The 22,535-nt window shown below is 74.3% G+C and carries 18 protein-coding genes and 1 riboswitch; of the genes, 8 read left to right on the top strand and 10 right to left on the bottom strand.

Annotation, left to right across the window (positions count from 1 at the left end; translation table 11 throughout):
• Positions 1-68: 68 nt before the first annotated feature.
• The 4 genes from NF338_RS00070 to gcvP all read right to left on the bottom strand — a co-directional run bounded on the left by NF338_RS00070 (position 69) and on the right by gcvP (position 5,245).
• Positions 69-323, bottom strand: a complete 255-nt coding sequence (locus NF338_RS00070) for a helix-turn-helix domain-containing protein (RefSeq protein WP_264028913.1) — start codon at positions 321-323, stop codon at positions 69-71.
• Between the two features lie 286 nt (positions 324-609).
• Positions 610-987, bottom strand: coding sequence for a glycine cleavage system protein GcvH (gene gcvH / locus NF338_RS00075; RefSeq protein ID WP_264028914.1), 378 nt, complete (start codon positions 985-987; stop codon positions 610-612).
• A gap of 38 nt (positions 988-1,025) precedes the next feature.
• Entirely contained in the window at positions 1,026-2,258 is a 1,233-nt protein-coding gene (gene gcvT / locus NF338_RS00080; RefSeq protein ID WP_264028915.1) for a glycine cleavage system aminomethyltransferase GcvT, read from the bottom strand.
• Complete coding sequence (gcvP, locus tag NF338_RS00085; protein ID WP_264028916.1) at positions 2,255-5,245, bottom strand: aminomethyl-transferring glycine dehydrogenase; 2,991 nt, start codon at positions 5,243-5,245, stop codon at positions 2,255-2,257. The genes gcvT and gcvP overlap by 4 nt, the downstream gene beginning before the upstream one ends.
• 131 nt (positions 5,246-5,376) lie before the next feature.
• Positions 5,377-5,484, bottom strand: a riboswitch (glycine riboswitch).
• Positions 5,485-5,651: 167 nt separating this feature from the next.
• On the opposite strand from gcvP, the gene NF338_RS00090 reads away from it, so the two are divergent.
• The 3 genes from NF338_RS00090 to NF338_RS00100 are packed head-to-tail and all read left to right on the top strand — an operon-like array spanning position 5,652 to position 9,810.
• Positions 5,652-7,607, top strand: a complete 1,956-nt coding sequence (locus NF338_RS00090; RefSeq protein ID WP_264028917.1) for an ABC transporter ATP-binding protein — start codon at positions 5,652-5,654, stop codon at positions 7,605-7,607.
• Positions 7,604-9,421 carry an ABC transporter ATP-binding protein gene (locus NF338_RS00095; protein ID WP_264028918.1) on the top strand — a complete coding sequence of 606 codons (1,818 nt, stop codon included), beginning with the start codon at positions 7,604-7,606 and terminating at the stop codon, positions 9,419-9,421. Before NF338_RS00090 ends, NF338_RS00095 begins: the two co-directional genes overlap by 4 nt.
• A gap of 23 nt (positions 9,422-9,444) precedes the next feature.
• Positions 9,445-9,810 (top strand): SdpI family protein, encoded by a 366-nt coding sequence (locus NF338_RS00100; RefSeq protein ID WP_264028919.1) that lies wholly within the window; start codon positions 9,445-9,447, stop codon positions 9,808-9,810.
• Between the two features lie 42 nt (positions 9,811-9,852).
• Here NF338_RS00100 and NF338_RS00105 read toward each other — a convergent pair whose 3' ends face one another.
• Together NF338_RS00105 and NF338_RS00110 are read right to left on the bottom strand one after the other, a co-directional pair.
• Positions 9,853-10,716 carry a formate/nitrite transporter family protein gene (locus NF338_RS00105; protein WP_264028920.1) on the bottom strand — a complete coding sequence of 288 codons (864 nt, stop codon included), beginning with the start codon at positions 10,714-10,716 and terminating at the stop codon, positions 9,853-9,855.
• 122 nt (positions 10,717-10,838) lie between these two features.
• Positions 10,839-12,341, bottom strand: coding sequence for a lactate/malate family dehydrogenase (locus NF338_RS00110; protein ID WP_264028921.1), 1,503 nt, complete (start codon positions 12,339-12,341; stop codon positions 10,839-10,841).
• A gap of 89 nt (positions 12,342-12,430) precedes the next feature.
• On the opposite strand from NF338_RS00110, the gene NF338_RS00115 reads away from it, so the two are divergent.
• Positions 12,431-12,976 carry a pyridoxamine 5'-phosphate oxidase family protein gene (locus NF338_RS00115; RefSeq protein WP_264028922.1) on the top strand — a complete coding sequence of 182 codons (546 nt, stop codon included), beginning with the start codon at positions 12,431-12,433 and terminating at the stop codon, positions 12,974-12,976.
• A 55-nt stretch (positions 12,977-13,031) separates the two neighbouring features.
• Here NF338_RS00115 and NF338_RS00120 read toward each other — a convergent pair whose 3' ends face one another.
• Positions 13,032-13,949 (bottom strand): LysR family transcriptional regulator, encoded by a 918-nt coding sequence (locus NF338_RS00120; protein WP_264028923.1) that lies wholly within the window; start codon positions 13,947-13,949, stop codon positions 13,032-13,034.
• A 215-nt stretch (positions 13,950-14,164) separates the two neighbouring features.
• Here NF338_RS00120 and NF338_RS00125 point away from each other — a divergent pair, with 215 nt between their 5' ends.
• Positions 14,165-14,551: a CBU_0592 family membrane protein gene (locus NF338_RS00125; RefSeq protein WP_264028925.1), complete on the top strand. Its 387-nt coding sequence runs from the start codon at positions 14,165-14,167 to the stop codon at positions 14,549-14,551.
• Positions 14,552-14,620: 69 nt separating this feature from the next.
• The gene (locus NF338_RS00130; protein ID WP_264028926.1) at positions 14,621-15,283 is read left to right on the top strand and encodes a TetR/AcrR family transcriptional regulator; all 663 of its coding nucleotides are present in this window, start codon (positions 14,621-14,623) and stop codon (positions 15,281-15,283) included.
• 39 nt (positions 15,284-15,322) lie between these two features.
• On the opposite strand, the gene NF338_RS00135 is transcribed toward NF338_RS00130, so the two are convergent.
• Positions 15,323-17,623 (bottom strand): collagen binding domain-containing protein, encoded by a 2,301-nt coding sequence (locus NF338_RS00135; protein ID WP_264028927.1) that lies wholly within the window; start codon positions 17,621-17,623, stop codon positions 15,323-15,325.
• A gap of 153 nt (positions 17,624-17,776) precedes the next feature.
• Between NF338_RS00135 and NF338_RS00140 the strand changes: the two genes are divergently transcribed.
• Both NF338_RS00140 and NF338_RS00145 read left to right on the top strand, forming a co-directional pair.
• Positions 17,777-20,113 (top strand): Ig-like domain-containing protein, encoded by a 2,337-nt coding sequence (locus tag NF338_RS00140; protein ID WP_264028928.1) that lies wholly within the window; start codon positions 17,777-17,779, stop codon positions 20,111-20,113.
• Positions 20,114-20,214: 101 nt separating this feature from the next.
• Positions 20,215-21,108, top strand: coding sequence for a DUF4436 domain-containing protein (locus NF338_RS00145; RefSeq protein ID WP_264028929.1), 894 nt, complete (start codon positions 20,215-20,217; stop codon positions 21,106-21,108).
• A gap of 23 nt (positions 21,109-21,131) precedes the next feature.
• Here the strand turns inward: NF338_RS00145 and NF338_RS00150 are convergent, their stop codons facing one another.
• Both NF338_RS00150 and NF338_RS00155 read right to left on the bottom strand, forming a co-directional pair.
• Positions 21,132-21,560 carry a DUF1761 domain-containing protein gene (locus NF338_RS00150; protein WP_264028930.1) on the bottom strand — a complete coding sequence of 143 codons (429 nt, stop codon included), beginning with the start codon at positions 21,558-21,560 and terminating at the stop codon, positions 21,132-21,134.
• Positions 21,561-21,604: 44 nt separating this feature from the next.
• Positions 21,605-22,495: an endonuclease/exonuclease/phosphatase family protein gene (locus NF338_RS00155; protein WP_264028931.1), complete on the bottom strand. Its 891-nt coding sequence runs from the start codon at positions 22,493-22,495 to the stop codon at positions 21,605-21,607.
• Between the last annotated feature and the right edge of the window lie 40 nt (positions 22,496-22,535).

A 22,535-nucleotide genomic window follows, 5' to 3' on the forward strand; every position in this document is an offset into this window, starting at 1 on the left:
CGCACGGCGTCGTGTCGTGCGGGTGACGCGGTCACGCCTCCGGCCCGCCATGGTGGACGGGCCGGCGGTCAGCGCAGGCCGGCCGCCCGTGCCCAGGCCACGGCCTCGGCGCGGGTCGAGACACCGAGCTTGCGGTAGAGGCTGCGGACCTGCGACTTGACCGTGTTGCGCGTGACGAAGAGCTTGGTGGCGATCTGCTCGAGCGTGACGTCCTCAGACAGGTTGGACAGGACGACCCGCTCGCGGCGGGTCAGCGGGGCGATCGGCGTGCCGATCAGCTCCGACGGGGCCGCCAAGGGGCGGACCAGCTCGATGGTGCTCATGTTCTCCTCCAGTGGCTCTCCGGTCACGTCATCCCCACGTGGCGAGTTCCGGTGTGTTGCTACAAGAAGAGACGGACGAAGGTCCCGTTCATGACGCGGCTTTTCACCCCGAGATCTGACCGAACGTCAGAAGCCGAGCGCTGGACGCCGACACGATCGTGTCTTGGCAGGTCAGGGGTTCTTTTCCGGACGACAGAACCGGCGCCGGACAGCGCGAAGGAAGGCCTCCACGCGCCGCCTGACGCCGGTTCCTCAGTGTGATCTACATCACACTTGGTCGATCAGATCAGTTCCCGACGTGCGCCGCGTACTGGTCCGGGGTGAGCAGGTCGCCCGTCTCCGTGACGTCGACCTTGAACAGCCAGCCGTCGGTGTACGGGTCGGAGTTGACGACCGCCGGGTCGTCGATCGCGGCCTGGTTCACCTCGACGACGGTGCCCGTGACGGGCGAGAAGAGCTCCGACACCGACTTGGTGGACTCCACCTCGCCGATGACGCTGCCCGCGGTCACCTCGGAGCCCACCTCCGGCAGCTCCAGGTAGACGATGTCACCGAGCGCCTCGGCGGCGGTCGCCGTGATGCCGACGACCGCCGGGTTCGAGCCGTCGATCCACTCGTGCTCCGCCGTGTACTGCAGGTGGGCCGGGAACTGGGCCTCGGTCATGGGGTTCTCCTTCGAGCTCTCTGGGACGGCTGGGCGGGTCAGGACTGCTGGGGACGACGGTAGAACGGGAGCGGCACGACCACCACGGGCTCCGCGCGGCCGCGCACGTCGACCGCGAGCTCGGTGCCCTCCGCCGAGAGCTCCGGCGTCACGTACGCGAGCGCGATCGGGTAGCCCAGCGTCGGCGAGGGCGACCCGGAGGTCACGGTGCCGACCCGGCGCGCAGACTCCCCCACCGCTCCCCCGGGCTCGGCGTCGGTGAGCACGACCGCGTAGCCCGCACGGGCGGGACGGCGCCCCAGGCCCTTCAGGCCGACGAGCACGCGCGCGGGCGCGGACGCCCGGCGCGCCGCGAGCGCGGCCCGCCCGACGAACTCGAGCGGCGTGCCGTCGTCGGCGACCTTGTCGAGCTTCACGACGCGACCGAGCCCGGCCTCGTACGGCGTGGTCGTGGTGTCGAGCTCGTGCCCGTACAGCGGCATGCCCGCCTCCAGGCGCAACGAGTCGCGCGCGGACAGGCCGGCCGGCACGAGGCCCAGCGGCGCACCGGCCGCGAGCACCGTGCGCCACAGGTCCGCGGCACGCTCCGCGGGCACGAACAGCTCGAAGCCGTCCTCCCCCGTGTACCCGGTCCGCGCGACGAGCGCGTCGACGTGCCCTGCGTCGGTCCGCAGCGCCAGGGGCACGGCGGCGTAGTACTTGAGGTCGCGCACCGCCTGCGCAGCGGCGGCGTCACCCGGGTCGGCCAGGCCCGCGACGATCTCCTCCGCGCGGGGACCCTGCACCGCGACGAGGGCCGTGTCCGCACCCTGGTCCAGCACGGTGGCGTCGAAGCCGGCGGCGCGGGCCACGAGCTCGCGCGCGACGAGGTCCGCGTTCCCCGCGTTCGCGACGACGAGGAACCGCTCCGCACCCAGCCGGTACACGACCAGGTCGTCCAGGACCGCACCGTCCTCCTGGCAGATCATCGTGTAGCGCGCCCGCCCCGGCGCGACCGCCGTGAGGTTGCCGACGAGCGCGTGGTCCAGCGCCGCCGCGGCCTGCGGGCCGGCGACCTCGATCTCCCCCATGTGCGAGAGGTCGAACAGCCCCGCCGCCTCCCGGACCGCGCGGTGCTCCGCGAGGTCGGACGTGTAGCGCAGCGGCATCAGCCAGCCGCCGAAGCTCGTGAGGTTCGCGCCCAGCGCGACGTGCTCGTCGTGCAGCGGGCTGCGCCTGTCCGTCGGCCTGACGGCCGGCTGGTCGATCGGATCGATCGGCTGGTCGGTCATGCGAGGTCTCCCGTCACGTAGGACTCCACAGGCGGGCACGAGCACACCAGGTTGCGGTCGCCCCGCGCACCGTCGATGCGGCGCACCGGCGGCCAGTACTTCCCCGCGCGAAGGCTCGCGACCGGGTACGCCGCGAGCTCGCGCGAGTACGGCTTGTCCCACGCCTCGGCGACGAGCGCCGCCGCCGTGTGCGGGGCGCCGCGCAGCGGCGACTCCTCCACGCTCCAGCGACCCGAGGAGACGGCGTCGATCTCGCCGCGGATCGCGACCAGGGCGTCGACGAACCGGTCGAGCTCGGCCAGGTCCTCGCTCTCGGTCGGCTCGACCATGAGCGTGCCCGCGACCGGGAACGACAGCGTCGGCGCGTGGAACCCGTAGTCCATGAGCCGCTTCGCGACGTCCTCCGCCGTCACGCCGGTCTCCGCGGTGATCGGGCGCAGGTCGAGGATGCACTCGTGCGCGACCAGGCCGTTCGGCCCGGTGTAGAGCACCGGGTAGTGGTCGGCGAGGCGGCTCGCGACGTAGTTCGCCGTGAGGACAGCGGTCTTCGTGGCCTCGGTGAGCCCGTCGGGACCCATGAGCGCGACGTACGCGTACGAGATCGGCAGGATCCCGGCCGACCCGTACCGCGTCGCCGAGACAGGGGTCGCGGTGGACGAGCCGGGCACGAGCGGGTCGCCGGGGAGGAAGGGGACGAGGTGCTCGGCGACGGCGACCGGGCCGACCCCGGGCCCTCCCCCGCCGTGCGGGATGCAGAACGTCTTGTGCAGGTTCAGGTGCGAGACGTCTCCCCCGAACTCGCCCGGCCGCGCGAGACCGACGAGCGCGTTGAGGTTCGCTCCATCGATGTACACCTGCCCACCGGCCGCATGTACCAGGTCGCAGACCTCGCGCACGTGCTCTTCGTAGACACCGTGCGTCGACGGGTAGGTGATCATGATCGCCGCCACGCGCGGGCCGTGGTCGGCCAGCTTGGCGCGCAGGTCGTCGAGGTCCACCTCGCCGCTCTCGGCCGTCCGCACCACGTCGACCTTCAGACCCGCCAGGGCCGCCGACGCCGCGTTCGTCCCGTGCGCCGAGGCCGGGATGAGGCACACGTCGCGCGCCGTGTCACCGCGCGACACGTGGTAGTCGCGGATCGCCAGCAGCCCCGCGAACTCGCCCTGCGACCCCGCGTTCGGCTGCACCGAGACCCCCGCGTAGCCCGTGATCTCCGCGAGCGCGGACTCCAGGCCGCCGATGAGCTCCTCGTAGCCCCGCGCCTGGTCAGCCGGCACGAACGGGTGGAGGTCCGCGAACTCCGGCCAGGAGATCGCCTCCATCTCCGCCGTCGCGTTGAGCTTCATGGTGCACGAACCCAGCGGGATCATCGTGCGGTCCAGCGCGAGGTCCTTGTCCGAGAGCCGGCGCAGGTAGCGCAGCATCGAGGTCTCGGAGCGGTGCAGGTGGAAGATCGGGTGCCGGAGGTACGGGGTCGCACGGGTCGCCCAGCCCGGGAGCGCGCTCGTGGTCGGGGCGGTCAGGGCAGCACCGTCGGCGGGGACACCGAAGGCCTGGAGCACCGTGGCGAGAGTCGCGGACGTGGTGGTCTCGTCGCAGGCGATCTGTACATGGTCGGAGTCGGGGTTGTACAGGTTCACTCCCGCGGCCGCTGCGGCAGCGACGACCGCGTCAGCGCGGCCGGGGACGAGAGTGCGGACGGTGTCGAAGAAGGTGTCGTGCTCCACGGTGACGCCGCCCGCACGCAGGGCGTCCGCGAGGGTCGTGGCGTGGGTGCGGGTCCGTTCGGCGATCGCGCGGAGGCCGTCAGGGCCGTGGTAGACGGCGTACATCGACGCCACGATGGCGAGGAGCGCCTGCGCGGTGCAGATGTTGCTCGTCGCCTTCTCGCGGCGGATGTGCTGCTCACGCGTCTGGAGCGCGAGCCGATAGGCGGTGTCGCCGTCGGCGTCGATCGAGACGCCCACGAGGCGGCCGGGGAGCGAGCGCTCCAGACCCTTGCGCACCGCCATGAACGCGGCGTGCGGGCCGCCGTAGAACAGCGGGACGCCAAACCGCTGGGCCGAGCCGACCGCGACGTCGGCTCCGAGCTCGCCGGGGGAGACCAGCAGCGTCAGGGCCAGCAGGTCGCTCGCGACCGTGACCAGCGCACCCGCGGCCTTGGCCTCCGCGACCACGGGGCGCCAGTCCACGACGCGTCCCGACGCCCCGGACTGCTGGACGACGACGCCCACGAGCTGCGCGTCGTCGTCCACCCCGGCGGGGAAGGCCCCCGCCGCGCGGGCCGCCGCGAGGCCGGCGTCCAGGCCGCCCGACAGGTCCACGACCACCACGGGCAGGCCGACGGCGTGCGCGCGGCCCAGCGTCACCGCGAGCGTCTGCGGGAAGAGGTCGGCGTCGAGGGCCACGTAGCCGCTCTTCGCGCGCGACGCACGCCACATGAGCGCGACGGCCTCGGCGACCGCGGTGGCCTCGTCCAGGAGGGACGCGTTCGCGACGTCGAGGCCGGTGAGGTCCTCGACGACCTGCTGGAAGTTGAGGAGCGCCTCGAGTCGGCCCTGCGAGATCTCCGGCTGGTAGGGCGTGTACGCGGTGTACCAGGCGGGGGACTCGAGGACGTTGCGGCGGATCACCGGGGGAGTGACGGTGCCGTAGTACCCGAGCCCGATCATCTGCGTCTTGACGACGTTCTTGCCGGCCAGCGCGCGCAGGTGGTCCAGCACCTCGGTCTCGGTGCGCGCCGCGGGCAGGTCGAGCGGACGCTCGGTGCGGATCGACGCCGGGACCGCCGCGTCGACGAGCGCGTCGAGCGAGGCGTAGCCGAGCTGGTCGAGCATCACGCCGACCTCGCGCCCGCGCGGGCCGAGGTGGCGCGGCGCGAACGCGCCGGTCGCGGCGTTGTGCCGTGAGCTGGGGTCGAAGGACGGCTGGGTCACGAGGGACTCCCGGTGGAGGGGACGACGGCGGGTCCCTCCCCGCTCTGTCATCGGACGCACGCGTCGACCTGAGAGTTTTGCCGGTCCGCCGTGCCACGAGGGCCGGGGCGCGCCGACTTGCACCGTCGGTGGGCCGAGGCCGCCGGAGTTCCGACGAGCGCACGGCCGCTTTCCAGAGTTGCCTCACCTCGACGGTACGGGGGCCTGAGAGATTCCCGGGGAGGGCTTGCTCCTTCGGCGCCGGCGCCGGTCGGTAGGACCGTGACGCCGAGCTCTCCCGTCGTGGTTCGGGCGGCTGTACTGCAGTTGTGGGCTCGATCATACCGGTCGGGCCGCGGCACGCGCCGAGGCGTCCGCTCCGTCGAGGTCTCACCTGGCAACTAATAACTACGGACCCCGAACGATCCGCGCTAGCGTCACCGCGGACGAAGCGACGACGCACGTGGGTGGGGGAGTCATGACGACCGAAGGTGCGGCCTCGCAGCCGCCGCTGGGGGAGCGGGTCCGACGCTGGACGACCATGTGGGGGCTGCTGCGGCACGCGGGGGTCCCCCTCGTGGCGGTGGGCCTCGCGCTGAGCGTCCTGCTCGCGCTCCTGCCGCTCGTGTCCATCGTCGCCCTGGGCCGCGTGCTCTTCCTCCTGCCGAGCATGACCGACGGCGCGGCGAGCGCCGGGTGGGACGACCTGCTCGCGGTGCTCGGCGTCGCGGTCGGGGCACTGGTCGTGCAGCAGCTCCTCGCGCCGTTCCAGACGGGGATCGTCGAGACGATCGGGCGTCGGGTCGACCAGCGCTGCATCGACCGTCTTCTCGGTGCCGCGCTGTCCGACGCCCCGCTCGCGCTGCTGGACGACTCCGAGGTGCTGGACGTCGTCGCCGACGCCCGCGCGGCGTTCGCGCGCCAGAGCATGAGCCCCGGTGACGCGGCCGGGGCGCTCGTCCCGCTCGTCGGCCGCTACGTGCAGCTCGTCGGCGCGGCCGTGCTCGTCGCTGTCGTCGTCTCACCGCTCGCGGGCGCCGTGATCCTCGCGACGGCCCTCGTCATGCGTGCGGGGGTGCGGGGCACGTTCAGCAAGCTCACCCCGATCTGGAAGACCCTGCATCCGCAGCGGCGCCGGATGTACTACCTGCGCGAGCTCGCGACCACGCCCGGGATCACCAAGGAGGTCCGCCTCCTCGGCGTGCTCGGGTGGCTGCGCGAGCGCCTGCGCCGGGAGACGATGGCGTACCTCGAGCCGCAGTGGACGGTCAACCGTCGGCTCCAGCTCTGGCCGTTCGTGGGGTTCTCGGCGATCGGCCTGGTCGGCGGCACGATCGTCCTGGTCCTGGTCGCGATCGACGACGTGCTCGACCTCTTCGCGCTCGGCGTCGCGATCCAGGCGGTGCTCATCCCCCTGCGGTTCGGCGTGTACTTCCCCGAGTGCGACGTGCGGACGCAGTTCGGCCTGCTGTCGTTCGACGCGCTGGAACGGTTCGAGCAGCGGCTGCGGTCCGCCACGCCGGAGGTCACCCGGGCGGACGACGGCACCCCCGTCCCGCGCGGGGTGATCCGGTTCGAGGACGTGTGGTTCCGGTACTCCGACGACGGCGCGTGGGTCCTGCGCGGCCTCGACCTCACGCTCGTCCCGGGCACGTCGACGGCGATCGTCGGGCTCAACGGCGCCGGCAAGACGACGACCACCAAGCTCCTCGCGCGCCTGTACGAGCCGACGCGGGGGCGCATCACCGTCGACGGGGTCGACGTGCGCGACCTCCCGCTCGAGGCGTGGCGGCGCCGCCTCGCCCTGATCTTCCAGGACTACGTCCGCCTCGAGCTCTCCGTCAGCGACAACGTCGGGCTCGGCGCACCCGAGCTGCACGACGACGCCGACCGGCTGCGCGAGGCGATCTCCGCCGCGGGCGCGGACGGCGTCGTGGCCGGCCTCGCCGACGGCCTCGACACCGTGCTCTCGGGCGGGTACGCGGGGGGCCGCGACCTGTCGGGCGGCCAGTGGCAGCGGGTCGCCCTCGCACGCGCCCTGCTCGCCGTCTCGGGCGGCGCGGACGTCCTCGTCCTGGACGAGCCGACGGCGCAGCTCGACGTGCGCGCCGAGGCCGAGTTCTTCGAGCGCTTCCTCGCCCACGGCGCGGTCGCCTCGGTGGCGCGCGAGCGCGCGGTGACGTCCGTCGTCATCTCGCACCGCTTCTCGACCGTCCGGCCGGCCGACCAGATCGTCGTCATCGCGGAGGGCCGCGTCGTCGAGCAGGGCACCCACGACGAGCTGCTCGCCGCCGACGGCCGCTACGCCGAGCTCTTCGTGCTGCAGGCCCGCCGGTTCCGCAGCGACTCGCCCGACGACAGCGACTCGCCCGACGACCCCGAACCCGACGCGCCCCGCCCCGCGACGGCCCTGACCTCCGGAGGTGCCCGATGAAGCGCGTCGCGCTCGCCGCCCGGTTCATGATCTCCCTGGCCTGGCGGACGGACCGGCGCCGCCTGCTCGTGGCGGTCGTGCTCCTGACGATCGGGTTCCTCGCCGGTCCCCTGGTCGGTGTCGGGCTGGGGCTCTTCACCGACGCGCTGGTCGACACCGACGTCGCGCGCGCCGTCGGGCTCGCGTGCGCGGTCGCGGCCCTCGTCATCGCCGAGCTCATGCTGGGCCACTTCGCCCACCTGTCGTACTTCGAGGTCGCGGACCTCCAGCAGCTCCGCCTCCTGGACGAGGTCGCCGAGCTCACGCACGGCTCGACGGACCTCGCCGAGCTCGAGGACCCGGACCGCGTCCGTCTCCTCACGTCGGTGACGGAAGGCCTGCAACGGGTCCGGCTGGCGCTCGAGGGCACGCTCCAGCTCGGCGGCATGGTGCTCCAGGTCCTGGTCACCACGGTCATCCTCGGTCTCGTCGAGCCGTGGCTGCTCCTGCTGCCCCTCGCGGCCCTGCCGCCCGTCTGGCTCGCCGACCGTGCGCAGCGGGTGCTCGACGCGGCGCGCGACGTCACCGCGGACGACGTGCGCCTCTCCCGGCACCTCGTCAGCGCCGGGACGACGGGTTCGTCGGCCAAGGAGATCCGGCTCTTCGGCGCGCGCCGCCTCGTCGCGGACCGGCAGCGCGCGGCGTGGGACCGCACGACGGCGGTCCTGTGGAGCGCGCACCGGCGCTCGGCGCTGCTGCGCGCGGCGGGCCAGGTGTGGTTCGCGCTCGCCTACGGGGCCGCGGTCCTCCTCGTGCTCCGCAGCGCCGCGTCGGGCACGGCGGCGATCGGCCAGGTCGTGCTCGTCGTCACGCTCGCCATCCAGGTCAGCACCCAGGTCGCGGGCGCGCTGTCGCTGTTCGGGAACCTGCAGGACGCCGGACGGACGGTCGAGAAGCTCCTCGAGCTGCGCGGGACCACGACTGCCCCCGGCCGGGTCGGCGCCGCGGGCCCGACGCCCGCCCAGGTCGCGCCCGCCGTCGGGCGGCTCCCGGCTCGCCTCGAGCACGGCGTGCGCGTCCAGGACCTGACGTTCACCTACCCCGGCGCGGACCGACCCGTCCTCGACGGCGTCACGCTCGACCTGCCCGCCGGGGCGACCGTCGCGCTCGTGGGGGAGAACGGCGCCGGCAAGTCCACCCTGGTCAAGCTCCTGTGCGGGCTGTACCGGCCGACGTCGGGCCGCGTCCTCGCCGACGACGTCGACATCGCCGAGGTGGCGCCCGGCGCGTGGCAGTCGCGCGTCGCGACGCTGTTCCAGGACTTCCCGCGCCTCGAGCTCTCGCTGCGCGAGGACGTCGGGATCGGACGTGTGGACGCGCTCGGAGACGACGACGTCCTGTGGGCCGCGCTCGACGAGGCCCGCGCCCGACCGATCGTCGAGCGCTCGGCGGACGGCCTGGACCAGGTCCTCGGCACGGGCTACGCCGACGGCGCCCAGCTCTCGGGCGGGCAGTGGCAGACGCTCGGGCTGGCCCGCACGCTCCTGCGCCCCGACCCGCTCCTGCTCGCGCTCGACGAGCCCGCGTCCGCGCTCGACGCGACCGCGGAGCACGCCCTGTTCGAGCGGTTCACCGAGACGGCACGGCGGACCGGCACGACCTCCGGCGGCGTCACGCTGTTCGTCTCGCACCGCTTCTCGACCGTGCGCGACGCCGACCTCATCGTCGTGCTCGACGGCGGCCGCGTCGCCGAGCTCGGCACCCACGACGAGCTCGCCGCCGCGGGCGGGTCGTACGCCGAGATGTACGCGCTCCAGGCCCGCGCCTACCAGTGACGGCCGTCTGACAGGGTGGAGCCATGACCGCCGACACGATCGCCGACGTGGTCCTCCTGCTCGTGCTCGCCGGAGCCGGGGTCCTGCTCGTCTGGTGCGCCCGGGCGACGGCGTCCGGTCGCGTCGGTCGCAACCAGGTCGCCGGGATCCGCACCGTGACGACGCTCGCGAGCGACGAGGCGTGGCAGACCGCCCACCGTGCGGCGCGGCCGCTGAGCGAGGCCGCGGGCTGGGTGCTCGTCGCCGCCGCCCCGGTGCTGTTCCTCGTCGGCGACGACGCGGGTCTCCTCGTCGTCAGCGTCGCGGCGGGACTGACGCTCGCCCTCACGGTCGGCGGGCTCGTCGTCGGGACCCGCGCCGTGCGGCGCGAGGCCGACCACAGCCGCTGACGCGCGCTCGGGCGGGCGGGATCCCGTCGGGCGGACCCCGCGTCAGGCGGGCTCGGAGACCAGCTCACGCTCCGCCGTCGGGCCGGGCTGGGGCACCTGGGCCGCGCGGCGCGACGCCGGGCGGCCGTAGGTGAGGTAGAGGGGGAGGCCGGTGAGGAGCAGGCCGCCGACGAGGTTGCCGAGCACGGTGGGGATCTCGTTCCAGACGAGGTAGTCCATGATCGTGAACTCGCCGCCGAGCAGCAGCCCGGACGGGAACAGGAACATGTTGACGATCGAGTGCTCGAACGACATGAAGAAGAACAGCATCACGGGCATCCACATCGCGATGGCCTTGCCGGGCACGTCCTTCGCGATCATCGCGCCGATGACGCCCATGGAGACCATCCAGTTGCACAGCATCCCGCGCACGAACAGCGTGAGCATGCCCGACGCCCCGTGCTCCGCGTACCCGACCGTGCGGCCCTCGCCGATGTGCCCGATCGCCTGACCGACCTCGTTGGGCGGGGTGTCGAACCCGTACGTCACGACGATCGCCATCATCACGGCGACGGCGAACGCGCCGAGGAAGTTCCCCGCGAACACGAGGCCCCAGTTGCGCAGCACGCCGCGCACGGTGACGCCGGGCCGCTTGTCGAGCCAGGCGAGCGGGCCGAGGACGAACATGCCGGTGAGCAGGTCGTACCCGAGCAGGTAGAGCAGGATGAACCCGACCGGGAAGAGGACGGCGCCGAGGATCGCCTGGCCCGTCGTGACCGTCACCGTCACGGCGAACGCGGCGGCGATCGCGAGGATCGCGCCGCCCATCGTGGAGCGCACGAGCGTGTCGCGCGTGGACAGCAGGACCTTGCTGGCGCCGGCGTCGATGATCGTCGGGACGAGCTCGGCGGGCTTGACGTAGGACATGGGCGGGCTCCGGTCTCTGAGGCGACGTCGCGGCAGGGGAGTGCCCGACGGCGCGTCCCACGCTAGGAACCCGCGGTTTCGACCGCGTTCCCGCCGGGGAGCGGCCTCGTTACCGGGGTCGCTCAGCGTGCGGGGCCGCCCTGTGAGAACTCGGTACCCGGCGCGGGCTCGACCACGACGGACCGGACCGTCGCGAGGCGCCGGACCGCGCGCTCGAGCGCCCGCGCGCGGCGCGGCGTCGCGCGGAACGTCACGACGATCCGCCCGGCCCGGCCGTCGTCGTCCACCGGCTCCGTCGCGAGCGAGTCGAAGCTGACCCCGCGCGTCGAGAACACCCCGGTCAGCGCCGTGAGCGTGCCCGGCTGGTCGAGGCCGTGCACGGTCGCGACCCACGCGGTCTCCGCCTGGCCCGACGACGCCCGGTCGCCCGCGCGGGCCGGCTCGCCGAGATCGTGAGCGCGCGACGGCGCGGCCGGGGCACCTGCGGCGGTCCCGGTCCGCTCGGGCCGTCCCGACCGGTCGTCCCGGCCGGGCGTCGCGCTCGCGGCGACCATGCGCCCGACGCCGTCCGCCGCGTGCGCGAGGCGGCGCGCCTCGTCGTCGGGCAGGTCGTCGAGGAGCACGCGCGTCCACCCGCCCGGCCCGAGGACGACGGGGACGCCGAGCACGCCCCGGTACGGGGCGCCGTCGGGCCCCGAGGGCATCCCGTCGAGGCGCCCGTCGAGCTCCCCGTCGAGGGCCACCTGCCCGGCGACGACGATCTCGCGGCCGTCGAGGATCACCTCGAGCAGGTCGACGGTCGCGCTGGCCGTCCCCGCGGGCGTCTTGGCGCCGGACTGGTGCGTCATCCAGGGCCGCGTGACGAGCCGCAGGTCGGCCGGCCACGTGTCGATGAGGTCGAACGCGGCCCCCATGCCCTCGGCCGCGACGCGCGCCAGCTCGGTCTTCGCCGCGGCGATCTCGGCGGGCAGCGCGTCGAGCGTGCGGCCCCGGCGCAGCGCCGCGACGGCGCGGGCGCGCTCGTCGGCGTCGAGCCCGCTCACGCGGACCGTCGACCACAGCGGCACGGCGTCCTCGCCGTGCTGGCCACCGACGAACCCACCGACGCGGTGCCGACGCACGCCCAGCTCCACCGCGAGCTCGCGCCGGAACCGCAGCGTGTCGAGCCACGCGCCCATCCCGAGCACGCGGTGCCGCCCGAGCCGTTCCGCCATGACCGCGACGCCGAGCTCCACGGGGTTCGTCACGACGATGACGACCTCGTGCCCCGAGCCGTGCCGCGCGATCGCGTCGGCGTACTCGGCGAGCACGGCGCCGTTCGTCGCCGCCAGGACCCGACGGTCGGGGTCGGCTCCCGTCCGGGCCGGGGGAGTGAGGCCCGCGGCGACCACGATCACGTCGGCCGTGACGTCGTCGGGGGAGTGCGCGACGTCGAGGAGCGGCGCGTGCTCGTCGTACGCGTCGACCAGGTCCGCGCGCAGCCCGTGCACGGCCCGGCCCGACGCTCCGCCCGCGCGACCGACGAGCTGGAGCCGCGCCGTCGGCGGGAGCACCCGTCGCTCGACGATCTGCGTGCACACCTGCCGGCCGACGTCCCCCGTCGCCCCCACCACCGCTACGTCCACCCCGGCAGGCTACGTCGCCGACCGATGAGTCCGGTCGCCTCGGCGCGTCATGACCGGTGAGGACGCACCGGGACGAGAGGAGCAGGACGATGACGACCGCCGACCCGACGGTGAAGAACCTCGACGGCTACGGGACGCCGCCGATCGAGTGGGCGCGCGTGCACGACACGCTGTTCGGCCGGCTCCCGCAGGAGCCCGGGGCCGGCGGGCCGAACCGGCACACCACGTGGCTCGCGACGACCGACCCCGACGGGAAGCCGCACGTCGTGCCGTTCGGCGCGCTCGTGCTCGACGAGGAGATCTTCCTGTGCTCCGGCGAGGGCACGCGCAAGAACCGGAACCTGCACCGCGACCCGCGCTGCACGCTCACGGTCGCGACGGAGCCGTTCGACCTCACCGTCGAGGGCCGGGCCGAGCGCGTCACGGACCCGGATGCCCTGGAACGCGCGGCCGCGGGCTTCCGCGCCGACGGGTGGCCCGCGACCGTCGACGGCGACGCGCTCACCGCGGAGTTCAGCGCGCCGTCGGCCGGCCCGCCGCCATGGGCCGTCTACCGCCTGGTCCCGGAGCGAGTGTTCGCGTTCGGCACGGCCGAGCCGTACGGCGCCACCCGCTTCGACCTCGCGCCGCGGTAGAGCCCAGGTCGCGCGAGGTGGAGGCCTGGTCGTGACCTGGCTCTACCCCGACGGGTCAGGCGAAGGCGATGTCCGCCGCGGCGGCGACCATCTCGTCGAGGACCGCGGAGACGACGGGCCGGGGCTCGTGGCGGGTCGCGCGGTGGCGCGCGACGAGGCGCCGGGAGCCGAGGCCGGGCAGGCCGACGACCGTGACGCCGTCGGGCACCTCGTCCGACGCGCCGCCCTCGACAGCGAGCGCCGGGAGCATCGCGACGCCGAGCCCGGCCGCGACGAGGGACAGCGCGACGTCGAAGTCGTAGTAGTTGTGCCGCGTGCGCACGGTCCCGCCGAGCCCGCGGGACAGGCGGCGCAGGGCGCGCGCCGCGGCGGTGCCGGGCTCGGGTCCGAGCCAGACGACGTCGCGCACGTCGTCGAGGCGGGTCGGGGTGGGCATGCTCGCCGGGACCACGAGCCGCCACGGCTCGTCGAGCAGCACGATCTCGCGCGTCCCGCGCGGCGCGGGGGAGTCGGCCTCGTAGTCGCGCTCCAGGAGCACGACGTCGAGCTCACCCGCGCGCAGGAGGCGCAGCGCCTCGGTGGGCTCGCGCTCCTGCACGTCGAGCTCGATGCCCGGCGCCGTCTCCGCCAGGCGCCCGGCGACGGGCGCGACGACGGCGCGGATCGCCGTCTGGAACGACCCGACCGCGACCCGGCCGCTGACCTCGTCGCCGAGCGCGGCGAGCGCCTTGCGCGCCTCGACGAGCTCCGTCTCGATGCGCTCGGCCGTCTCCGCGAGCACGCGCCCGGCCGGCGTGAGGGTCACGCCGCGCGGTCCGCGGTCGAGGACCGCGACGCCCTCCTCCGCCTCGAGCCGCTGGATCTGCTGCGAGACCGCCGACGGGGTGACGTGCAGGAGATCTGCTGCCGCGAGAATGCCCCCACCGCGGTGCACGGCAAGGAGAAAACCAAGTCTGCGTGGGTCCGTCGCCATGTAGAGATGCTAAACGGCCGGTGCAGAATACTTCGATTGTGCTGAAGCCCCGGAGGCCTCACACTTGTCGTGGCGCCGGTCGGTTACCTCCTCCTCCTTACGGGTCGGCGCCCGAGCTTCCGCACCACCCGCGCCACCAGCCACCGGCCCGGAGCGCACAGCCACCGCAGCGTCGCGGTACCCCCTCCACCCCTCTTCGTCACCGGAGTACCGCTGTGCCCGTCACCCTCGACGCGTTCGTCATGTTCCTCGGCTGGATCGGCGCCGCCGCAGGCGTCGTCGCCTACGCGATGGTCAGCCGCGGCCGCTGGGCCGCGTCCTCCGCCCCGTTCCAGCTCACCAACCTCACCGCCGCGGGCCTCATGGGCATGGTCGCCGCCGCGAACGGGGTGTGGCCGTCGGTGGCCGCCAACATCGTGTGGATCCTCATCGGCGTGCAGGCGATCGTCGTGATCGTCCGCGCGCGGGCGCGCCGCCGCGCGGCCGTCGACGACGCGGCGACCCCGGTGGCTGCGGTCGTCCCGGGAGCACCTGGCGCCGTCCCGGATCTCGCGCTGCCCGACGTCGAGCCCTCGCCCCGCGAGGTCGGGCTCGCCGCCTGACCCGACCGGCTCCCAGGTCGGGACCTTCGGCCCGGTCGCGAGCGGGCCGTCCGGCACTAGCATCCTGGGATGCGTGAGGTTGAGGTCCCGGTGCTCGACCCGTCGCCGTCCCAGCTCCGGCTCATGGCGGCCGCCGAGCGCCTGGTGGCACGGCACGGGCTCGACGGCGCGAGCTCGCGCGCCATCATCCGCGAGTCCGGTCACCGCAACAACTCCGCGATCACGTACTACTTCGCGTCGCGCCAGGGCCTGCTCGACTCCGTCTACCGGTGGCGCAGCAAGCCGATCAACGACCACCGTCGGGCACTCATGGACGAGATGGTCGCGGCGGGCACCCAGCGAGACCCGGAGGCGCTCGTCCGGGCGTTCGTGACCCCCTACGTCGAGGCGCTCGAGCGCTGGCGTCCCAGCTCGTGGGCGCGGTACACCGTTGCGTCGCTCGCGCAGTGGCCCGTGGTCTTCATGGGCGACGTGACCCGGGACGTCAAGCGCTACGAGGGTACGGAGGTCCCGCTCAACGTCACGCTGGAGCTCCTGGGATGGATGCGGGAGGTGGCGTGCGACGGCCGCGAACCCGACGCCGGGCTCCGGGTCGCCGTCCTCGTGCGGTCGATCAACGCCACCATGGCGGCGTGGGAGCAGGACGTCGAGGAGGACCGGCTCGACCAGGTGCCGCTGGCGACGCTCGCGGACGAGGCGATCCGGCTCGGCACGCTCGTGCTCGGCGCCTGAGCGCGCGACCGCGCGCCGGCACCCGCCCGGCGTGCCCCGTCACGCCCGGGAGCGACGCCGTCGTGCGCCGATCGCACCCGTACCCGCGATGACCAGAAGTCCTGCCGCGACGAGGGCCGCCCCGGCGTCCACGCCGGTCGCGGCGAGACCGCGCCCCCCTGCGGTGCCGGGTGCGGACGACAGGCCGGTCGGGTCCGGCGACGGCGACGGGCCGGGGGTCGCCGTCCCGGTCGCGACGAGGGTGAAGTCGAGGTCGGTGACGGGCCCGTCCGTCACGTCGAACGTCACGTTCGACTCGCCGTCGAGCGCGTAGCCGTCCGGCGGGGCGACCTCGGCCGTGTACCCGGTCCCCGGCGGGAGGTCGACGCTCCATGCGCCGTCGTCCCCGCTCGTCGCCGTCCCGACGACGTCGCCCGCCGCGTCCCGGACCGTCACCGTGGCGCCCGGGACCGGGTCGTCCGCGTCGTCCGAGACCGTGCCGCCGACGGGCTGCGCCGACGGGACCGGCGTGATGACGAAGTCCTGGTCGAGGCGGTTCTCACCCGCCGCGGTGATCGTCGTGGAGCGCTCGGTCACGCCCGCGGTGTACCCGTCGGGCACGGTGAGCGTCACCGTGTAGGCCCCCGCAGGGAGCGCCCCGGTGGCGTAGACCCCGTCGGTGCTCGTCGTGAGCGTGACGTCGCCCCCGGGCCCGGACACGATGACGGTCACGCCGGCGACCGGGGTCCCGGCGGCGTCGAGCACGGTGCCCCCGACCGACCCTGGTCGCTGGACCTGGAAGTCGACCCCGGTCACGTCGTCCGCGGTCACGGTGACCGTCTGCGTCGTCGGTCCGTCGGCCGTGTATCCGAACGGGACCTCGACGCTCACGGTCCACTCGCCGCCGGGGGCGATGCCCTCGACCGTGTACGTCCCGTCGGCGGCCGTCGGGACGGTGAAGGTACCCCCCGGACCAGAGACCGTCACGACGGCGCCGGGCACGCCCGCGCCGCCTGCCGTCACCGTCCCGGACACCGCTGCCGGCGCCTGGACGACGAAGTCCTGGTCGGTGATCGGCACCTCGCTGCCCGCCGGGACCTCGACCGCCTCCGGCGACGTCGACACGGTGTACCCCGGTGGCGGCACGACCGAGAACGTGTGCGTCCCGACCGGGACGTCGTCGAGCAGGTACGCACCCGTCGAGTCCGTGGTCGCGGTCCGCGGTCCGCCGGGTCCGTCGAGGGTCACGACCGCGCCGGGTACGGGCGCGCCGTCGGCGGTGCGGACGAACCCACTCACCGGTACCGGGACGATCTCCCGTACGAGGAAGTCGACGAGGGTCGCGTCGGACGTCGACAGGTCGGCCGGCAGGCGCGCCGGGCCCTCGACGACGTACCCCGGGTGGTCGGTGGTCGGGGCCGGCGGGGCGATGACCTCGACCGTGTAGCCCGCCGCAGCCGCATAGCCCGGGAACGCGTACGCGCCGTCGGCGCCGGACGTCGTCGTGGCCAAGACCGTCCCGTCGGGGCCGAAGAGCGTGAGGGTCGCACCCGCGACCGGTCCGGTGACCGCCGGGTCGTCGGGGTCCTGGAGCCGGGCCGTGCCCGTGACATCGCGAGCGAGCGAGGCGAACCACGTCTGGTAGACGGGGAATCCCGAGCGCTGGAAGAAGTACACGGTGAGGCTCGTGAGCGGAACGGTCGGGCGAAACCAGCCCGCGGCCCCGGACGTGTCGAGCCCGGCCGCGTTCCCCAGAACCTCGCCCGTGACCGGGTCCCACGTCGCGACGTCGTCCGCGGTCCCCGTGCACGACGGCCGCGGCGAGACCGCGCAGTAGTTGAAGCCGCCCTGCCACCCGAGCTGCGCTCCGGTCACGAGCTGTCCGTCGGCGCCGCGCGCGACGACGACCGCACGGTCGGCGTCGATGTCGCCGAGCACGAACGCCCAGCCACCGGCGGGTGTCGGGCGCTCGAACGTGTACGTCGTGGTCGAGGGCGACGTCTGGTTGTCGGCGCGCGGCCGGAGGTTGAGGTATCCCTGGCCCTGGCTCGACCCGAACACCGCACCGGGCGGCGTCGCGGGGCTCAGCCACGTGGTCGAGCCAGTCTGGACGCCGACCTGGCCGCCGCGCGAGTCGGAGGTCACGGTCGCGGCGGGGAACCCTCTGGCGGGCAGCCGGACCGTCGTCGTGAACGCACCGGCGGACCCGGCGAGCGGGTCCCACGCGCCCCAGCCGGCGGTCGTGACGGCCGTCGCGGCGGGCGCCGGGACGACCACCGCGGTGACGAGGAGCAGCAGGAGCGTCGCGGCGCCGCCGGCGAGGCGGGTCGCGAGATCGGTGGCACGTCGCTGAGGTCGCACGACCCCCACGGTATGAGACACCTGCCCTAAGCGCACCGGCAGGAGCGGGTGAAGCGAACCCGCGACGGTTCGCTCGCCGCGCGCATCCCTCCTCGGCCTGCTTACCCTGCCCCCGACGAACCAGGGCACCTGTCTTATCTTCGGGGGCGTGGGGTGGGCACCACCAGAACGTTCGCACGGCGCGCGGTCATCGGCCTCGCGGCGTTCGCGGTCGCGCTGGTCGGCGCCGTCGTGGACGGCGGCCTGCGCCCGACCACCGCGGCCGTCGCCAACTGCACGCCTCTGGCCGGGTTCACGCGCTGCACGGTCGTCACGTTTCCCAGCCCTGCCGGCAACCAGACCGTCCGCATCCCCCCGGGAGTCACCCAGGTCGACGCGCGGATGTGGGGAGCCGGGGGCGGAGGGGCCGCAGCGACGCCCCTCTCCACTGCTCCGGGTGGCGGAGGCGGCGCGTTCGTCGCGGGCATGATCCCGACGGCGGGGGGCGAGGTCTGGGACGTCACGATCGGCTGGGGCGGCTACGCCGCCAGCACCCTCCAGCCGTTCGGGCAGGGCGGACCGGGCGGCGGCGCGCTCGGCGGCACGCCGCACGGCTCCGCCGGAGGAGGCACGACGGCGCTCTGGACCGGCGCGGCGTTCGCGTCTTCGCCGCTCCTCGTCGCCGGCGCCGGGGGTGGCTCCGCGGCGGGGTCGTCCGGCCGCGGCGGCGGTGGCGGTGCCGCCGGGGAGACCGCGCAGCCGGGAGAAGGCGGTCACGCCTCCAACCCGACGGGTGGGTCACCGGGCGGGGGCGGACAGCCCGGTGTCGTCGCGGGCTGCTCCAGCCAGGCGACGGCCGGGTCGCAGTACGCGGGCGGCGCGGGAGGCTCGGGCGCCGAGGGCGGGGGCGGGGGAGGCGGCGGCTGGTTCGGCGGCGGCGGCGGGCAGTGCCAGCCCACGGCGGCGACCGGCCAGAACGGCTCGGGCGCGGGCGGGTCGTCGTACATCGCCCCCCAAGTCACCGCGCAACGAACCGCTGCGGGGCAACCGGGCGCCGCCGCGGGGACCAACGCGCAGCCGGGGGGCACGGGCGACCCCGCCTACACCTTCGCCGGGAGCGTGGGGATCGGAGGCATGACGCTGGGCGAGGGCCAGGCGGGCGGCGCCGGCATGCTCGTGCTGCAGTGGGTCATGCCGGCCCCCACGATCACCGCCCCGGCCGACGGGACGCTGTCGGCCGTCGCCGCGCCCGTCGTCACCGGGACGGCCGGGGCCGGGAACACCGTGACGGTGACCGACGGCCCGGGCGGCCCGACCGTCTGCACGGCGACCGCCGCCGCGGACGGGACGTGGTCGTGCACCGCGAGCTCTCTCGCCGACGGTGCGCACACCCTCGTCGCGACCCAGACGAACACCTTCGGAGACGTCTACCCGGAGAGTGTCGTCGTGACGTACACCGTGGACACGACGCCGCCAGCCACCCCTGCCGTCACCGGTCCGTCCCGGACGGCCGACACGGCAGCGACGATCACCGGTACCGGCGAGGCCGGGAGCGCCGTGACCGTCCGCACGGGCGCGGGCGGCGCGGTGTGCGGCCCGCTCACCGTCCCCGCGTCGGGTGCGTGGTCCTGCACGCCGTCACCCACGCTCGTGCTCGGCGCGAACACCCTGGTCCCCTCGGCGGCCGACGCCCTGGGGAACGCCGCGACCGGGCCGGCGTACGTCGTCACGGTCGTCCCCGCGCCCGTGCCGCCCCCGCCGCCCGTCACGACCCCCGCGCCGACGCCCGTCGTCACGACGCCTCCGCCTCCGGTCGTCGCGCCGGCGCCCCCGCCCGCGCGGCCCGCCCCGGCTCGCGCTCCCGCCCCGAGCACGCCTGCCCCGGCCGACGAGCCCGCGGAGGCGCCCGTCGTCGAGGAGCCGGAGCCGGCCCCGGAGGTGGTCGCGGCAGCACGCCCGCTGACCATGAACGTCGCGATGCGGGCCGGCGCCATCCGGCGCGGTGAGGTCGGTCGGTTCGACACGACCCTCGGGCCCAACCCCACCGACGAGGCAGTGACGCTCACGCTCACGGGCCAGGTCAACCGGGGGTTCCTCTACCGGTCCGTGCAGGTCGACCCCGAGGCCGCGTGCGACGTCGCACGCGTGACGTTCTCGTGCGACGTCGTGCTCGATCCGGGCACGTCGGCGCAGGTGACCATCCGCCTCCTCGCGGACGCGCTGACCGCGCCGTCGACGGCGCGCCAGCAGCTCTCGGTCGCGGCCGCCGGGGTCGGGGACGGGGGCTCCGGCGGCGGGTCGGGCGGCGCGGCCGACCTCGCGAACACCACGACCGTGACGACGTCCGTCGAGGACGGCACCCTGACCGACACGCAGCAGCTCGCGGCGGCGATCACGGACCAGCCCGGCGCTTTCCTCGTCATTCTCACGCTGCTGCTCTACGCGCTCGCGGCGACCGTCGCGCAGCGCAGGACCGACGGACCGACCACACGACCCACGGAGCGACCATGACCAGTCAGGTGGAGGAGATGCTGGCGGACGACGACACGCGGCCCGCACCTCGGTCGGGACGTCGTCGGCGGCGTAACCCCGCGCCACGGATCCTCGCTGCCGTGGCGATCGTCCTCGTCGCCTACTACGTCGTCATCGCCCTGACGGGGACGCTCAACGCCTCCACGACGGTCACGATCGAGGGCCAGCAGAGCGTGGACGGCGAGGACTACCTCACGCTCCAGATGAAGACGTCCGACGTGGACCTCACCAACCGCGTCCTCCAAGCGACAGTGCTCCCCATCCCGCACGGAGAGTTCGTGGGCGAGCGTGCCGGCGAGATGTCGAAGAACCTCCGGATCGAGATCGTCTCCGGCGGCCAGACGACGTCGGTCGTGACCTACCCGGGCGAGTCGATCGTCGACCCGACGACCGTGGTCCTCGCGCTCGACCGTGGCGACACCTTCTACCCGTGGGATCGCCCGTTCTCCGACTTCCGCGTCAGCGTGAGCGACGACGAGACCGGGGAGGACGTCCCGTTCGAGCTGACGATCGAGAACTCGGCACGCCCATGGGTGCTCACCGCCACAGTGGGCGAGCCCGAGACGGTCGACGGCGTGTCCGTGCTCCCGGTGACGCTCGACGGCAGCCGCGACGCGCTCAGCGTCACGCTCGTCGTCTTCTACCTGCTCGCCATCCTGCTCACGACACTCATGGCCGTCGTGACGATCGGCAGTGCGATCCTCAAGAAGAAGCTCGAGTTCGCGAACGTCATCTGGCTGTCCGCGACGATGCTCTCCTTCCCGGCACTGCGGTCCGCCATGCCGGGAGCGCCGCCGATCGGGACCGCGCTCGACTTCATCGTCCTCTTCCCGTGCATCTGCATCGTCGCAGCGATGCTCGTGTGGACCGGGGCGCACCTGCTGTGGCGCGAGTCGAAGGACCTGCGTCGCCGGGACCTCGACGACGACGAGGCCGCCGCGGCGGCGGCTGCGACGTCGGCGGCCGACTCCTGAACTGCTGGTCGCCCGACACGTCCCTACACCCCTGCGGGCGTGATGAGCCCGATCAGCAGGCCCATCACGAGCACGGTGACCAGCTCGTGCGCGGCGTTGAGGACCGTGAGCCCCGCCGGCCGGCCCTCGAACGCGTCGTGCGTGACGAACCGCGCGGCGGTGAACCCCGCCCACAGCACGACGGCGGTCAGCAACGCGTTGCCGAGGTAGCCGCCGCCGTAGAACGACCACGAGAGGTACGTCGCGCCCGCGAGGACCCACGCCGTGACGAAGCTGACCACGACCGTGACGACGATCGGCACGACGGCGTCCCGGCCCTCCCCGGACGGCTCGACCTTCGCGACGCGCATCCAGTAGGTGCCGAACACCTTCGGGGTGTACCAGACCGAGCCCACGACCATGCTCGACACCGTCGCGGCCAGCACCGCCCAGTAGTTGATCTCCGGAACCATCGGACCGCTCCCTCGCGTCGACGCCTCGCTTCGGAGCGTAGCGCTCAGGCGCTGGCGTCCGCCTGCGGTTCGACGACGACGTCGACCACGACCGCGCGATGGTCGGACAGGCCGGTGTCGACGGCGGTCGCGGGGCCGAGCGCCCGGACCGTCGCCTGCCCGGGCGTGGTGTCGACGAGGACATGGTCGATCTGGCGCACGGGCCGGTCCGTGGGGTGCGTGAGCACGTCGGCGAGCGACGTGAAGCCGCTGAGCTCGGCGGGCTCCGGCGCGCGCAGGTTGAGGTCCCCGAGCAGCGCGAGGGGCCGGGGGAGCGGCGCGCACGCCCGGACGAGCGACCGGAGCTGGGCCGCCGTGAACTCGGGGCGGGACGTCGTGTGGGTCGTGACCACCGTGAGCGGTCCCCACGGCGTCACGACGGCGGCCGCGAGCGCCGCACGGGGCTCGTCCGGGACGACGCGGAAGGGGACGAGGCGCGCGGCACCGCTCACCGAACCTGGCGTCCGGCGGCGGACGCGCGAGCGCCACGGCATCCGGTCGAGCTCGAGCCGCGACCACCGCGCGACCGGGAACCGGCTGACCAGCCCGATCCCGTAGGACGCGACGCCGGGCACGCGCCGCACGCCCGCACCCGGCCGCGCGGCCCGGACCCACGCGCCGCCAGCGCCGCGCAAGGTCGGGGAGAAGTGCCGGTGGTCGGCGCGGAGCGCCTCCGCGGCGACCGCGACGAGGTCGACGCGCTGCGAGCGCGGGGAGTCGCGCTCCACCTCCTGCAGCGCGAGCACGTCCGCGTCGAGGTACGCGACCGCGCGCGCGAACCGCTCGACGTCCACCGTCCCGTCGAGCGCGGCGCCGTGCAGGGCGTTGAACGTCGCGAGGCGCAGCGCGCCGTCGGGTCGAGGAGGCAGTCCTGACGAGGTGGGTTCGGTCGGCACCGCACGATCCTCGCGCGAGCCCGCGACGGTCGCGACCAGA

Origin of the sequence: Cellulosimicrobium sp. SH8 (assembly GCF_025818875.1) — a bacterium.
GTDB classification, from domain to species: Bacteria; Actinomycetota; Actinomycetes; order Actinomycetales; family Cellulomonadaceae; genus Cellulosimicrobium; species Cellulosimicrobium cellulans_D.